Below are 15,633 nucleotides of genomic sequence, written 5' to 3' on the forward strand. Positions count from 1 at the left end.
GGATACATATGTAATATATCCTATATATAATAAAATACAATTGTTGATTTAGCATTTAGTTGTCCTGTGAATACATATGTGAATAGTATTAAGTATTCATTTGTTTACTGCGGAAGGATTCACATATGTATATTTATTCAGATACTTTATTTTTTACAAATAATCAAGTATCTTTACATTTGAATATAAAAATTTCCTATATGAAAAAAGTATCCTTATTTCTGTTGTTTTGTATACTCTGCGAGATTCACGTATTTGCGTGCACAAATTTATTAGTTGGGAAAAAAGCTTCTGTTGACGGGTCTACAATGATCACATATTCGGCAGACTCGTATGCTTTATATGGTGAATTGTACTATTGGCCGGCAAGACAGTGGCCTAAAGGCAGTATGATGAATGTTTATGAATGGGATAGCGGAAAGTTTAAATATCTGGGAGATATAGCTCAGGCAGAACAGACATATAATGTTGTTGGAAACATCAACGAACATCAGCTGTCTATCGGAGAAACGACCTTTGGAGGTAGAAAAGAGCTTGTTAATCAGGAAGGTAAAATTGATTATGGTAGTCTTATTTATATAACATTACAAAGAGCTAAAACAGCAAGAGAGGCTATAAAGATAATGACAGATCTCGTTGCTGAATATGGATATAATAGTAGTGGTGAATCTTTTTCTATCGGAGACCCTAATGAGATTTGGGTATTGGAAATGATCGGTAAAGGCAATGGTAATAAAGGTGCTGTATGGGTTGCCGTGCGTATACCTGACGATTGTATATCTGCTCATGCCAATCAGGCCAGAATACAGCAATTTCCCCTGAATGACCCTCAAAACTGCCTTTATTCTAAAGATGTGATTTCTTTTGCTAAAGAAAAAGGGTATTATAAAGGTAAAGATGAAAATTTCAGTTTTGCTGTAGCGTATAATCCTTTGGATTTTGGAGGACAACGTTTTTGTGAAGCCCGTGTATGGAGCTTTTTCAATCGCTACAATAAAGATATGGCTGAATTTGTTACTTATGCGCAAGGTAAAACACAAGAGCCTATGCCTTTATACATCAAGCCGGATAGAAAGTTGTCGTTAACAGACCTGAAGGAAATGATGAGAGACCATTATGAAGGAACGGCTTTGGATTGGACTAATGATATTGGTGCAGGGCCTTTCAAATCTCCATATCGTTATGCCCCTCTGACTTGGAAATCCGATTCTGTAGAGTATTGCAATGAACGTCCGATTGCTACTCAACAAACAGCATTTGTTTTTGTTACGCAGATGCGCTCATGGTTGCCCAACCCGATAGGTGGTATTATATGGTTTGGAACTGACGATGCGGCTCAAACAGTGTTTACACCGATGTATTGTTCTATAACACAAACGCCTGAATGTTATCGCGAAGGTAACGGCGACATGTATAATTTCTCATGGACTTCCAGTTTTTGGATTCACAACTGGGTATCTAATATGGTTTACAACAGGTATGATTCTATGCATGCGGATCTTAGAAAATTACAGTTAGAATTGGAATCGAAGTTTCTAAAAGAGCAAGATGCTACAGAAACAGAGGCATTGGCGCTGTATAACCAGTCTCCTGAAAAAGCTGTTCAGTATTTAACAACGTATAGTCAGAACCAAGCTCAATATGCATTTGGTAAATGGAAAAAGTTAGGCGAATTTTTGATTGTTAAGTATATGGATGGCGGAATAAAAAAGGAAGAAAACGGAGTGTTTGTAAAAGGAAAACTAGGGGAACCTATATATCCGCAACGTCCCGGTTATTCAAAAGAGTTTTATAGAGAGGTTGTAAAAGAAACCGGAGATAAATATAAAGTTCTATACTAAAAATATTGTGCCCCTCTGTTTTCGGAGGGGCTTTTTATAAACATTTACAACATGACTAAAGGGCTGGCATATAGTCTTTTATTTTCGACAGGTATAATTGTTTTCTTTATTTTAAGCCTGTTTCTTGGCTCTGTATCAATTCCTGTGCAAGCTATCATCCAAATATTGCAAGGAAATGAGGTCGAGAAACAAGCTTGGACGCATATTATATTAGAGTCTCGTCTGCCCCAAGCTGTGACCGCATTGTTTACAGGTGGAGCTCTTGCCTTATCCGGATTATTATTGCAAACAGCATTCCGAAACCCTTTGGCTGACTCCGGGATTTTAGGTATCAGTTCGGGTGCCAATCTGGGTGTAGCACTTGTCATCCTGCTTATTGGTAATAGTATCGGCTCGGTGGGAGGATTCGATTTGTCTTATTCGATGAGTATTGTTTTAGGCGCGTTTCTTGGCGCATCTCTCATCCTGATTGTTATCATGGGATTTGCGTCTGTCATCAAAAACAATATAATGCTGCTTATAATAGGAATCATGGTTGGCTACCTTACCTCTTCTATAATATCTATACTCAAATTTTGGAGTACGAACGAAAATGCGTATTCTTTTATGATTTGGGGAATGGGGAATTTTTCAGGAGTATCTTTTGCCCAACTTCCTTTTTATTGTAGTATTATAAGTTTAGGATTACTTATGTCTATTCTATTAATCAAACCTTTGAATGCCTTGTTGTTGGGAGAGCGATATGCTGCTAATTTAGGCGTAAATATAAAGCTTATCCGCTTTTTGTTACTATTATGTGCCGGATTATTAACAGCTATCACATGTGCGTTTTGCGGCCCGGTAGCTTTTATTGGTTTAGCTGTTCCTCATATAGCCCGCTTATTGTTAGGTACATCCAATCATAAATCGTTACTTCCTGTAACTATATTGATCGGCTCAGCTATGGCTTTGCTATGTAATCTTATCTGTGTATTACCCGGCGCGGCAGGGGTATTGCCACTAAATGCAATAACTCCTGTCTTTGGCGCTCCTGTAATTATATATGTTATTCTGAATCAGAAAAAAATACAATATTTCAACTAATTGGAAAAACCTAAGTACATATTTGCAAAAGGAATAAGCATAGGCTATCCCAAAACTCGGAACCGAAAAGAAAATCCTCTTTACAAAGATTTATCTTTTAGTTTGTATCAAGGTGAATTAGTCTGCCTTCTTGGGGTCAATGGTGCCGGAAAATCGACGTTACTCCGTACTATTAGCGCTTCGCAGCCTGCACTCAGAGGCTCTATATACCTTGAAGATAAGGATATTTCAACTTTTTCAGAGAAGGAATTATCCAGGCACCTCGGTTTGGTGTTAACAGATAAGACATCTGCGGGAGGACTATTGGTCAAAGAACTCGTTGAATTAGGGCGATATCCATACACCGGATTTTTCGGACAGTTGACAAAGCAAGATAATGAAGTCGTTCGAAAAGCTATGGAAGATGTTCGTATTGCTCATAAAGCAAACTCTTATATCGCGGAATTATCGGATGGGGAACGCCAAAAGGCTATGATAGCCAAATCTTTAGCTCAGGAATGTCCGTTAGTGATATTGGATGAGCCTACTGCATTTTTAGATATCGAAAGTCGAATAGAGATAATGAGTTTACTGCATTTTCTGACAAAAAATCAGGGGAAAACAATACTCCTTTCAACTCATGATGTAGATACGGCTTTGCTTCTTGCCGACCGATTGTGGCTTTTGTCGAAAGAAAAAGGTCTTGAAAGCGGTGTTACCGAAGATATTATAATTTCAGGAAAAATAGAAGAGTTTTTTAAAGGTGAAAATATTCTGTTCGATAAAGAATCGGGAAGCTTCTTGCCTAAAAGAACAAGCGAAAGAAAAGTATTTATTAAAGCTGAAGGTTATTTATTCCATTGGGCCAAGAATCTTCTTGAGAGGTGTGGTTTTGAATATACAAATGATGAAAATAATCCTTTCCGCATAACCCTTCAAAATCCTGATTCGATAAAAATCAGAACAGCAGATGATAATCTGGTAGAATGCAAAAACTTTGAGTCTTTATCGGATTTTCTCAAAAATTATTAATTCTCACTCTCCTCTACGGCTTTCACTTTCTTGAATAAATCAGAAGCAAAAACAAAGTCGTTAAAATCTTCGTTTGTAGAAGACATTACATCCTTGTTAGTTCCCTGCCATCCTAATACACCCTCTTTTATAAAAGAGATACGCTCTCCGATTCCCATTACAGAATTCATATCATGGGTGTTAATCACAGTCGTAATATTATATTCTTTTGTAATGTCCGATATAAGTTCATCAATTACTAAAGATGTTTGCGGATCGAGTCCGGAATTGGGTTCGTCACAAAACAAGTATTTTGGATTTAGGGATATAGCTCTTGCTATGGCAGATCTTTTCATCATACCTCCACTTATTTCTGATGGGTAAAGATGCCCGGAATCACCGAGATTTACTCTTTCGAGACAAAACTGAGTACGTTTAGTTTGTTCAGTTTTCGACATTTTTGAAAACATCATTAGCGGAAAATTAACGTTCTCAAATACAGTCATCGAGTCAAACAATGCCGAACCTTGAAATATCATACCCACTTCCTGGCGGAGCTCCTTTACTTCTGTAGCCCTCATCTTAGTAAGATCACGCCCGTCATATAGTATCTGCCCGCTGGTAGGCCGCATCAGACCTACTAAATTTTTCAACAGTACAGTTTTGCCTGATCCGCTTCGTCCTATGATAAGATTTGTTTTACCTGCTTCGAAGACAATGCTTATGTCTTTCAATACTTCTCTTTCGTCAAAAGACTTATATAAGTTCTTAACTTCTATCATGACATCATCAATTGAGTGAGTAATAAGTCTGCTACAAGGATGAGGATACTGCTCATTACTACAGAATCGGTACTGGCTTTACCTACATCTAACGAGCCTCCACGAGCCGAATAGCCATAATAAGAAGCAACAGAGGCTATAATGAAAGCAAAGACGATTGTTTTGGCTATGGCATACCACACATAGAATTGTTTAAAGAAAAATTGAAGCCCGTATTGGAAAGTTTCGGCAGGCATTACTTCTCCTATTATACAGACGGCATACCCTCCTATTACTCCAAAAAACATACTGAGTACAACCAACACAGGGATAAATGCCATCAAAGCAGTTATCTTAGGCAGGATGATATGGTTAGCCGAGTTGATACCCATGATTTCCAAAGCGTCTATTTGTTCGGTTACTTTCATTGTTCCTATTTCTGACGCAATATTTGATCCAACCTTACCAGCCAAAATGAGACACATGATAGTAGAAGAGAACTCCAAAATCAGAATTTCGCGGGAAACGTATCCTACTACATAGCGAGGCATAAACGGAGAATCGATATTCAGCTTTATCTGTACCACTATAACGGCACCGATAAAGAATGAAATAATTATAACAATCCAGATAGAATTTACCCCGAGTTTACTTATTTCATCAAAAAATTGACGAAAAAATACTCTCCATCGTTGAGGTTTAGCAAATACTTTCTGCAAGAGAAGAGTATATTGGCCTATCTTTTCAAAAAGAGACAATAGCATATAGTTCGATCTTTTATCAAATTTAGACAAAGATACATCTTTTTAGAGAAACGACTTATCGGGTCATTAAGGAAATAGGGCAACCGCATCAAAATTTTGACTCCTGCTTTTCGTTTTAACTAAAAAGTAACAAACCTCTACACTCAATTAGCTGTTAGCTGTTAGCCCCTTGCTTGCGCGGCTACCATCTTTGTCATCCTGACCGCAGGGAAGGATCCAAATCCCCGAGAAATAGGAGATGCTTCCTGTCGTCAGCATGACAAACCAGAATTTAACTAAAAAGTAACAAACTCCACAGTCAGTAGTCAACAGTTATCAGTAAGCAAGGCCTTTTCGTCATTGCGAACGGAGTGAAGCAATCCAGAGTATTGATTATTAATGGATTGCTTCGGGCGAACCCTCGCAATGACGTGCGACAGTCAACAGTCAACAACTTGTACCTCGTATCTCGTCTACTCGTAACTTTTTAACTAAAATGTAACAAACCTCTACAGTTATTTTCAAATTATCAAATTCGCTAATTATCAAATTAAAAATTTATCCCCGATAAGCAGGTTGACTATAAAAAATCCATAGGATTTTCATATCAATAGAAAATTGTATTCCTCTTTCCTACCCGAACGAACGCCGTAGGTGTTCAACCCCTAAGGGGTTGCGAGACCGGCCGGTTTACCTCTTCTATTGATATGAATGCCCTGACGGGCAAAAAATTACACCCAACAGCCCCGGCCCGGCCCCATCCGGAGGAGGTATATTTTAACTAAAAAGTAACAAACTTCTACAGTCAACAGTTATCAGTTAGCAGTCAACAACTCGTACCTCGTATCTCGTCTACTCGTATCTTTTTAACTAAAATGTAACAAACTCCACACTCATTTTCAAATTTTCAAATTCGCTAATTATCAAATTATCACTATATCTATAGATAAAACGAACGCCAGACAATGTTTCACTCTTCGTTCTTCACTTTATTTGCTGAAATCAGCCTATTATTTCCATAAGAGCCATACATGCTGTTTCTACATTCGGAATGTGCTGTATTGAAACCGAACGTTTCCCGTTTCGCTCTTTCAGTTCGCAGCTACGAGGGTATTTCTGAATATAATCCAATAATTTATCAAATGCTTTAGACTGATAATAAGGCGATTCCGGATTGGATATAAGAAATAAACTCATACGTCCACCTTTCAGTACAACTTTTTCTATTCCAAGTGTTTTGGCTAATATACGAAGACGGACTACCATAATCAACTCTTGCCCTTCTGTAGGTATTTTGCCGAAACGGTCTTCGAGCCTTATTCTGAAATTATTGATGTCAATCTCCCGTTCCATATTGTCCAGTTCGCGATACAATGTAATTCTTTCCGAATCGTTGGGTATATATGTCGCAGGAAATAAGAGCTCCAGATCACTTTCTATCTGCACATCATCTACAAAGTTATCTCCTTCTATTTTTTCGTCACCTTCTGTTCTGTGATAGATATCTGCAAACTCTTCGTTCTTCAATTCAGTTACGGCTTCTGTAAGTATTTTCTGATAAACTTCGTATCCTAAGTCCGCGATAAATCCACTTTGTTCGGCTCCCAATAAATTCCCTGCACCTCGTATATCCAGATCTTGCATTGCAATGTGGAAGCCATGTCCCAATTCAGAAAAATTCTCGATAGCTTGCAAGCGCCGTCTGGCTTCAGATGTGAGTGTATGCAAAGGTGGCGCTAACAGATATGCAAATGCTTTTTTGTTGCTGCGCCCTACTCTACCTCTCAATTGGTGTAAGTCGCTGAGTCCGAAGTTCTGGGCATTATTTACTATGATCGTATTTGCATTCGGAATATCTATTCCCGACTCCACTATTGTAGTTGCAATAAGCACATCATATTCGTAATTCACAAAGTCAATAATAATCGATTCCAGTTTGGCCGGATCCATTTGCCCATGCCCTACAGCAATACGTGCATCAGGAACTTCACGACGAATAATATCCTCCAGTTCATAGATATTTTTTATTCTGTTATTAATAAAGAATACCTGCCCGTTTCGGCTCATTTCAAATTCAATAGCCTCCCGTATTATTTGAGTGTCGAATGTATGTACCTCTGTCTGTATAGGATAACGATTTGGTGGAGGGGTCGTTATTGCCGACAAATCACGGGCGCCCATCAATGAAAATTGAAGTGTACGGGGAATCGGTGTTGCAGTCATAGTTAATGTATCCACGTTGGATTTCAATTGTTTTAATTTATCCTTTACCGCAACGCCAAATTTCTGTTCTTCGTCTATTATCAATAGGCCTAAATCCTTAAATTGTACATCCTTACTTACTATACGGTGTGTACCAATCAGGATACCTATTTTCCCATCTTTCAAATCTTTAAGTGTTTCACTTATTTGACCTGCTGTACGAGCCCTGCTTATATATTCTACACGGCACGGAAAATCTTTCAACCGTTCCTTAAAAGTCTGATAATGTTGGTATGCAAGCACCGTGGTCGGTACCAGTACAGCAACTTGTTTATTATCTGTCACTGCTTTGAAGGCGGCTCTGATAGCAACTTCTGTCTTACCGAAACCAACATCACCGCAAATAAGACGATCCATTGGTTTGCCGCTCTCCATATCTTGCTTAACATCGGCGGTAGCCTTTGTCTGATCCGGAGTATCTTCGTAAATGAAGGATGCTTCCAGCTCATGTTGCAGAAAAGAGTCGGGTGAATACTTAAAACCTTCATCCTCTCGTCGCTTGGCATATAGTTTAATAAGATCACGGGCTATATCTTTAACTTTACTTTTCGCTTTTTCCTTTATCTTATTCCATGCCCCGGTTCCTAATTTATTTATACGTGGAGGTTCGCCTTCTTTTCCTCTGTATTTCGATATCTTATGCAAAGCATGGAGTGATACGAAAATAGAATCGTTATTTAAGTATATAAGTTTTATCAGCTCTTGCATTTTCCCGTTCATATCCGATCTGACAAGACCTCCAAACTGCCCTACTCCATGATCGACATGCACGATGTAGTCGCCTATTTGGAATTGTTGCAGCTCCTTTAATGATAAGGCGAATTTACCCGATCGCACCCTGTCCGATTTCAGATTATACTTATGAAAACGATCGAATATCTGGTGATCGGTGAAGCAACAAATCCTGAGCGTATCTTCAATAAATCCTTCGGATAAAGTCCTGTCTACAGGTATAAAATCAATATTGTCATTCCTGTCTTCAAATATTGTCTGTAAACGTTTTTGCTGCTTTTCGCTATCGCTGAGGATATATATTTTAAAACCTTGTTCTATATACTTATGAAGTGTTTCACTAATCAAATCAAAATTTTTGTGAAACGATGGCTGTGGGTATGTATTAAATTCTATTGTAGCATCAACCGTAATAGACGGTTTATTTCCTAAATGAATATGATTAAACCGGTCTATTACAGATGAATACTCATCGATAGAGATCAGCTTTTTCTGTATATCCTTTTCATACTCAGGATTATCCAGTATAGTAGAATCATTATATAAAGCTTCCACCTTATCTTTAGCCCAGCCGTAATCTTGAAAACCGATAATCGTATTTTCAGGCATCAGATTAAGCAGCGATTCTCGCTCCAAATCCGATTTTTGCATATCAGGAATAATCTGTATTCTTTCCAACTTTTCTTTCGAAAGCTGAGTTTCGATGTCAAATGTCCTGATTGTGCTCACTTCGTCTCCAAAAAAGTCAATACGATATGGAAACTCATAAGAAAAAGAGAAAACATCGAGAATACTTCCCCGTATAGCATACTGTCCCGGTTCATATACATAATCTACATATTCGAAACCGAAACTGTCTAACATTTCTGAAACAAAATTTCTGTCTATTTCTTCATTTACCGAAATTTGAATTGTATTTTTCTCCAGAATATCTTTGGCTACCACTTTTTCAGCCAAAGCTTCAGGATAAGATACAATAATAACATGCTCTTCGTCAGCTTGCAGTTTACCTAAAACTTCCGTACGAAGAATTTCGTAAGCAGCATCTATCTGACCATATTTTATAGCTCGTTTGTATGCCGACGGGAAAAAGAAAATATTATTTGTCCCCAATATCTGAATCAAATCATGGTAAAAATAACCTGCGCTTTCCGGATCGTTCAATACATATAAAAAGCTATTTCCTGTTTTATGGAACAACGAAGCAGATAGCATCGTCGTAGAAGAGCCATGCAAGCCTTTTATATGAAGGTTCTTATGATCAGATACTAGTTTTGTGATTGCCGAAACATTTATGTGAGTTTCGAAAATTTCCTGTAATGCTAATAATTTCAATGCGGCACATTTTTGTTTGAGATGCAAAAATAATATAAGATATTCACTTTTGAAAGAATAATTTAAATCAGACTAGTTTCCTGAACAACTTAAAAAAAATCAGATAAAGTTTGTTTTTAAAAAATAAATTATAACTTTGTGTACACTTTAATGGTGAAAATAATGACAAATTGCTTTTTATATGTCCTCGTCCTCAATATTATTCTCCTCGTCGGCCGGAATAAATGAGAAAGGTATGTATATTAGTCAGATGATATAGCTAAGGAATAAAAAATAACATAAGCCTTTCTCAAATATGGGAAAGGCTTTTTTTGTAAAGTATCGAAATATGGGATTTGAATTAAGAAGTTCGACCAGCACACAAGGTCGGCGTATGGCCGGAGCCAGAGCCCTCTGGAGAGCAAATGGCATGAAGGAAGAACAGATGGGAAAACCTCTGATTGCAATAGTAAATTCTTTCACACAATTTGTTCCGGGACATGTTCATTTACATGAAATAGGACAAAAAGTGAAAGCCGAAATAGAAGCTCTTGGCTGTTTTGCCGCCGAATTCAATACAATAGCCATAGATGATGGAATCGCAATGGGGCACGATGGAATGTTGTATTCCCTACCCTCACGCGACCTGATTGCCGATAGCGTGGAGTATATGGTAAACGCCCACAAAGCAGATGCTATGATATGTATCAGTAATTGTGATAAAATTACTCCGGGAATGCTGATGGCTACCATGCGTTTGAATATCCCGACTATATTTGTATCAGGTGGGCCGATGGAAGCCGGAGAGCTTGGCAACCAGCATCTTGACTTAATAGATGCCATGATAAAAGCTGCCGATGATAGTGTTTCCGATGAAGAGGTCAGCGCTATAGAACGTGCCGCTTGCCCGACATGTGGGTCTTGTTCGGGGATGTTTACGGCTAATTCGATGAACTGCCTGAATGAAGCGATCGGCTTGGCATTACCGGGAAATGGAACTGTTGTGGCAACACATGCTAACCGTTCAAAATTGTTTAAAGATGCCGCTAAACAAATTGTAGAAAATGCTTATAAGTATTACAGGGATGGTGATGAATCTGTTCTACCAAGAAAAATAGCGACAAAACAGGCATTTCTCAACGCTATGACATTAGATATTGCAATGGGTGGCTCTACGAATACAATACTTCATCTTTTGGCCATTGCACAGGAAGGAGAAGTTGATTTTTCGATGGATAATATAGATAAACTTTCACGCAAAGTTCCATGCTTGTGCAAAGTAGCACCCAATACTCAGAAATATCATATACAGGATGTTAATAGAGCCGGCGGTATTTTAGGTATTTTGAACGAGTTGAATAAAGCCGAACTTATCGATAATTCTGTTTGTCGTGTCGATGGTATGACATTGGGACAGGCAATAGAAAGCTATGATATAACAAAAAATAATCTGACAAAAGAAGCTGAATTATTGTACAAATCAGCTCCGGCCAATCGTTTCAATCTGGTAATGGGATCGCAAGACTGTTATTATCCGGCATTGGATATTGATAGAGCGACCGGATGTATCCGTGATATGGAGCATGCCTATACTAAAGACGGTGGTTTAGCTATTTTGAAAGGAAATATAGCCCTTAATGGTTGTGTCGTAAAAACTGCCGGAGTAGACGAAAGTATTTTCAAGTTTTCAGGTACTGCAAAAGTCTTTCATTCTCAGGATGCGGCATGTGAAGGTATCCTTAAAGGAAAAGTAGTGGCCGGCGATGTCGTTGTTATCACCTATGAAGGGCCAAAAGGAGGGCCGGGAATGCAGGAGATGCTCTACCCTACTTCATATATCAAATCAAAGCATTTGGGGAAAGAATGTGCCCTTATTACCGATGGGCGTTTTTCCGGAGGCACCTCGGGGCTTTCTATCGGGCATATTTCTCCGGAAGCTGCATCAGGAGGGGCTATTGGCTTGGTAAAAGATGAAGATATTATTGAAATAGATATACCTAACCGTTCGATAAATGTGAAATTATCCGATGAAGAACTGGAGGATCGTCGTAAGCAGGAATTATCTAAAGGTAAATTGGCTTTCAAGCCTGATAGAGAACGTAATGTATCGAAAGCATTGAAAGCCTACGCCAGTATGGTTAGCTCGGCAGACTTGGGAGGAATAAGGATAATAGAATAATAAACAAAAGCATTATACAGTTATGAAAGAAATAACAGGAAGCGAAGCTCTTATCCAATCGTTATTAAACGAGGGTGTAGATACAATTTTCGGATATCCGGGAGGTGCTATAATGCCCGTATTCGATTGTTTATATGACTATAAAGATAAGATAAACCACGTCCTCGTCCGCCATGAACAAGGTGCAACCCATGCAGCGCAGGGATATGCCCGAACATCGGGAAAAACAGGGGTTGCTCTCGTCACGTCGGGCCCTGGCGCTACGAATACAATAACAGGTATTGCCGATGCTATGATAGATAGTACACCGCTTGTCGTTATTTCTGGTCAGGTTGCTTCCTCTCTGTTAGGAAGCGATGCCTTTCAGGAGGCCGATGTTGTGGGTATTACCCAGCCTGTAACCAAGTGGGCGTATCAAATCCGTCGGGCTGAAGATATTCCATGGGCTGTTGCAAGAGCCTTTTACATAGCATCTATGGGTCGACCGGGACCTGTTATCTTAGATATTACAAAAGATGCCCAGTTCGGAAAATTAGAAAATTACGACTATAAGAAGGTTGATTTTATTCGCAGCTATCAGCCTAAGCCTGAAGTAAGAATGAGCGAAGTAGAGGCGGCTGCGAAAATTATAAATGAAGCAAAAAAGCCATTAGCTCTAGTCGGGCAAGGTGTTATACTGGGTAATGCTGAAAAAGAATTACTCTCTTTTCTTGAAAAAGCAGGCATTCCCACCGCTTCAACAGTGTTAGGGCTTTCGGCTATTCCATCAAATCATCCGTTACATGTAGGGATGTTAGGAATGCATGGTAATATAGGTCCGAATCTGAAAACAAATGAATGTGATGTACTCATAGCCATAGGAATGCGGTTTGACGACCGTGTAACCGGAGATTTGAAAACTTATGCCAAACAAGCAAAGGTTATTCATTTCGATATAGATAAGGCTGAAATAAATAAAAACGTTCTTGTAACCGCCCGTGTATTAGGTGATGTAAAAGATTCACTTCCGGCAGTAACCGAATTGTTGGAAAATAAAGGTTATCCCGATTGGCTAGGTGAATTTAAGGCTTGTTATAAAAAAGAATATGATGCCGTTATTGAAAAAGAACTATATCCACAATCAGGTCAACTGAAAATGGGAGAAGTAATAAACAAAGTCTCAGAAGCAACTAATAATGATGGAGTATTAGTGACGGATGTAGGTCAACACCAGATGATGGGAGTCCGTTATTTCAAATACACCCGCAGTCGTAGTGTAGTTACATCCGGTGGACTGGGTACGATGGGATTTGGATTACCTGCCGCTATAGGTGCAAAATATGGGGTACCCGACCGTACAGTGTGCCTTTTTGTCGGCGATGGTGGCATGCAAATGACTATTCAGGAGTTGGGAACTATTATGCAATACAATGTAGATGTGAAGATTATAATACTGAACAATCATTTCTTAGGCATGGTTCGTCAATGGCAGGAATTGTTCTTTAAAGAAAGATATTCTGAAACAATAATGATGAATCCCGATTTTGTGAAAATAGCTGAAGCTTATAATATTCCGGCACAAAAGATAGAAAGACGTGAAGATCTGGATACCGCTATCGCTGAAATGCTGAATCATAAAGGGGCATATTTACTGGATGTACAGGTGGAAACAAAGGGCATGGTATACCCTATGGTGCCGGCGGGTACTTGTGTTACGAATATATTATTGGGAAATGAATAGACAATTAGTAAATTCGGGAATTAGCAAATCTGAAAGTTTAATATTTGCTAATTTGCTAATCAACAAATTTTCAAATTAATAATTATGGAAGATAAAACATTATACACAGTAACCATATTTTCAGAAAACACAGTTGGCTTACTTAGTCAGGTGACAACCGTTTTTACCCGCCGTCAGCTTAATATTGAAACCCTGTCTGTATCTCCGTCCGCTTTGGAAGGAATACATAAATTTACCATTACCGTTTATTGTGACGAAGATATGATAAAGAGAGTTGTTCTTCAAATCGATAAGCGTGTAGATGTTCTGAAATCATATTATAATACAAATGACGAACTTATACATCAGGAAATAGCATTATATAAGTTATCTACTTCTGACTTTTTGAAAATAGAATCGGTTGAAGGTCTTATCCGTAAATACAATGCCCGTATTTTGGATATAAACGAGAATAGCGTAGTCCTGGAAAAGACCGGACATTATCAGGAAACTCAAAGTTTATTCGAAGAACTGAGTAAAACGATAAGAGTCCTGCAATTTATTCGTTCAGGACGCGTAGCTATTACCAAGTCAAAAATAGAACGGTTGAGCGATATGTTGTCCGAACTGGATCAAAAATATAAACCAAAAGAATAAGATAATGATGGAAAAAACCGGTAAATACGAATTTACCATAGATGCTTATTTAACAGACTTTAGAGGAAAAGCTACTCTTCCTATGATTGGAGGATTTATGTTGCAAGTAGCTACAAAACATGCGGAAGAACGAGGATTTGGATATTCCACTATGACTTCATTACAAAGGGCATGGGTATTGTCGCGCATGGCTATTGAGATATTTGAATATCCGAAGAATGATACAGAAATGGTTATTAAGACGTGGGTAGCCAGTGTAAATAAATTGTTTACCGAACGTTATTTTGCTTTCGAGGATGAAAATGGTAAAGTAATCGGTTATGCCAAATCTCTCTGGGCTTCTATTGACCTTAAAACCAGAAAACCTACTAATGTATTGGAAACAGGGAACCTTTCGGATTATGTGGCCGAAGTTGGAAATCCGATAAAGGGACTAACTAAAATTCCGGCGTTGAAAGACAATTACGAACATGCATCTGATTTTATTGTGAAATATAGTGATGTGGATATTAATAAGCACCTCAACAGTATGAAATATATTGAGCATATTGTAGATGTATTTGATATTGACATGTTCAGAGAAAAAGAAATACGCCGTATAGAGATCAATTATATATCGGAAGGCCACTATGGCACTAAATTGGATATATTGAAACAGGAGGAAGCTGATGGAACCTTTATACTGGAAATGAGAGCCGGAGATATAAATGTTTGCTCAGCAAGAATAATATGGAAATAAATTACTTATTTTAAAATCAATAAAAGAAGAATAAAATGGCAGAAATGAATTTTGGAGGAGTAGTAGAAAATGTAGTTACTCGTGAAGAATTTCCGTTGGAAAAAGCAAGAGAAGTCTTAAAAAATGAAACTATTGCTGTGATTGGTTATGGAGTACAAGGCCCGGGGCAGGCTTTGAATCTTCGTGACAATGGTTTCAATGTTATTATCGGTCAACGTAAAGGCGGAAAGACATGGGAAAAAGCTGTCGCTGATGGTTGGGTACCCGGAGAAACCCTTTTCGACATTGAAGAAGCTGCTGCAAAAGGTACAATTATCCAATATCTATTGTCCGATGCTGCTCAAATAGAAGTATGGCCTCGTTTGAAACCTTATCTGACAGCGGGCAAAGCCCTGTACTTTTCTCACGGATTTGGCATCACATATAAGGAACGCACAGGTATTATCCCTCCGGCTGATGTAGACGTTATTCTTGTGGCTCCTAAAGGTTCGGGAACCAGCCTTCGCCGTATGTTCCTTGAAGGACGCGGCTTGAATTCGAGCTATGCTATTTTCCAAAATGCAACAGGGCGTGCGTTCGAAAGAACTGTATCATTGGGTATTGGAGTCGGCTCAGGCTATTTGTTCGAAACAG

Annotated in this window: 11 protein-coding genes; 8 read left to right on the forward strand and 3 right to left on the reverse strand. The window is 38.5% G+C overall.

Annotated features, from left to right (window positions below; genetic code table 11):
• The first annotated feature begins 200 nt into the window (after positions 1–200).
• The 3 genes from ACYPZI_RS08410 to ACYPZI_RS08420 are packed head-to-tail and all read left to right on the forward strand — an operon-like array spanning position 201 to position 3,935.
• The gene (locus ACYPZI_RS08410; RefSeq protein ID WP_459600535.1) at positions 201–1,841 is read left to right on the forward strand and encodes a dipeptidase; all 1,641 of its coding nucleotides are present in this window, start codon (positions 201–203) and stop codon (positions 1,839–1,841) included.
• Between the two features lie 51 nt (positions 1,842–1,892).
• Entirely contained in the window at positions 1,893–2,924 is a 1,032-nt protein-coding gene (locus ACYPZI_RS08415) for an iron chelate uptake ABC transporter family permease subunit (RefSeq protein ID WP_459600537.1), read from the forward strand.
• Positions 2,925–3,935 (forward strand): ABC transporter ATP-binding protein, encoded by a 1,011-nt coding sequence (locus tag ACYPZI_RS08420; RefSeq protein ID WP_459600539.1) that lies wholly within the window; start codon positions 2,925–2,927, stop codon positions 3,933–3,935. It begins immediately after the preceding gene.
• Here ACYPZI_RS08420 and ACYPZI_RS08425 read toward each other — a convergent pair.
• The 3 genes from ACYPZI_RS08425 to mfd all read right to left on the reverse strand — a co-directional run bounded on the left by ACYPZI_RS08425 (position 3,932) and on the right by mfd (position 9,627).
• Positions 3,932–4,696 (reverse strand): ABC transporter ATP-binding protein, encoded by a 765-nt coding sequence (locus ACYPZI_RS08425; RefSeq protein ID WP_459600541.1) that lies wholly within the window; start codon positions 4,694–4,696, stop codon positions 3,932–3,934. The two genes, ACYPZI_RS08420 and ACYPZI_RS08425, sit on opposite strands and share 4 nt — an antisense overlap.
• Positions 4,693–5,439: an MlaE family ABC transporter permease gene (locus ACYPZI_RS08430; protein ID WP_459600553.1), complete on the reverse strand. Its 747-nt coding sequence runs from the start codon at positions 5,437–5,439 to the stop codon at positions 4,693–4,695. The genes ACYPZI_RS08425 and ACYPZI_RS08430 overlap by 4 nt, the downstream gene beginning before the upstream one ends.
• Positions 5,440–6,420: 981 nt before the next feature.
• Positions 6,421–9,627, reverse strand: coding sequence for a transcription-repair coupling factor (gene mfd, locus ACYPZI_RS08435; protein WP_459600555.1), 3,207 nt, complete (start codon positions 9,625–9,627; stop codon positions 6,421–6,423).
• Positions 9,628–10,075: 448 nt separating this feature from the next.
• Here mfd and ilvD point away from each other — a divergent pair, with 448 nt between their 5' ends.
• From ilvD to ACYPZI_RS08460, 5 genes are all read left to right on the forward strand, one after another.
• Positions 10,076–11,905, forward strand: a complete 1,830-nt coding sequence (ilvD, locus tag ACYPZI_RS08440; protein WP_459600543.1) for a dihydroxy-acid dehydratase — start codon at positions 10,076–10,078, stop codon at positions 11,903–11,905.
• Between the two features lie 22 nt (positions 11,906–11,927).
• A complete protein-coding gene (gene ilvB / locus ACYPZI_RS08445; protein WP_459600545.1) occupies positions 11,928–13,625 on the forward strand; it encodes a biosynthetic-type acetolactate synthase large subunit in 1,698 nt (565 codons plus the stop codon).
• Between the two features lie 84 nt (positions 13,626–13,709).
• Positions 13,710–14,261, forward strand: coding sequence for an acetolactate synthase small subunit (gene ilvN, locus ACYPZI_RS08450; RefSeq protein WP_459600547.1), 552 nt, complete (start codon positions 13,710–13,712; stop codon positions 14,259–14,261).
• A 4-nt stretch (positions 14,262–14,265) separates the two neighbouring features.
• On the forward strand, positions 14,266–15,000 hold the full coding sequence (locus ACYPZI_RS08455) for an acyl-[acyl-carrier-protein] thioesterase (protein WP_459600549.1): 735 nt from the start codon (positions 14,266–14,268) through the stop codon (positions 14,998–15,000).
• A gap of 35 nt (positions 15,001–15,035) precedes the next feature.
• On the forward strand, positions 15,036–15,633 hold a 598-nt coding region (locus tag ACYPZI_RS08460; RefSeq protein WP_459600551.1), incomplete at its 3' end, for a ketol-acid reductoisomerase.

It is taken from the genome of Dysgonomonas reticulitermitis, from assembly GCF_054601275.1.

What these genes read in the sequence shown, in the direction of transcription:
- ACYPZI_RS08410 (WP_459600535.1), top strand. Translation starts at nt 201, where the DNA reads ATGAAAAAAGTATCCTTATTTCTGTTGTTTTGTATACTCTGCGAGATT.
- ACYPZI_RS08415 (WP_459600537.1), top strand. Translation starts at nt 1,893, where the DNA reads ATGACTAAAGGGCTGGCATATAGTCTTTTATTTTCGACAGGTATAATT.
- ACYPZI_RS08425 (WP_459600541.1), bottom strand. Translation starts at nt 4,696, where the DNA reads ATGATAGAAGTTAAGAACTTATATAAGTCTTTTGACGAAAGAGAAGTA.
- ACYPZI_RS08430 (WP_459600553.1), bottom strand. Translation starts at nt 5,439, where the DNA reads ATGCTATTGTCTCTTTTTGAAAAGATAGGCCAATATACTCTTCTCTTG.
- mfd (WP_459600555.1), bottom strand. Translation starts at nt 9,627, where the DNA reads ATGCTATCTGCTTCGTTGTTCCATAAAACAGGAAATAGCTTTTTATAT.
- ilvD (WP_459600543.1), top strand. Translation starts at nt 10,076, where the DNA reads ATGGGATTTGAATTAAGAAGTTCGACCAGCACACAAGGTCGGCGTATG.
- ilvB (WP_459600545.1), top strand. Translation starts at nt 11,928, where the DNA reads ATGAAAGAAATAACAGGAAGCGAAGCTCTTATCCAATCGTTATTAAAC.
- ilvN (WP_459600547.1), top strand. Translation starts at nt 13,710, where the DNA reads ATGGAAGATAAAACATTATACACAGTAACCATATTTTCAGAAAACACA.
- ACYPZI_RS08455 (WP_459600549.1), top strand. Translation starts at nt 14,266, where the DNA reads ATGATGGAAAAAACCGGTAAATACGAATTTACCATAGATGCTTATTTA.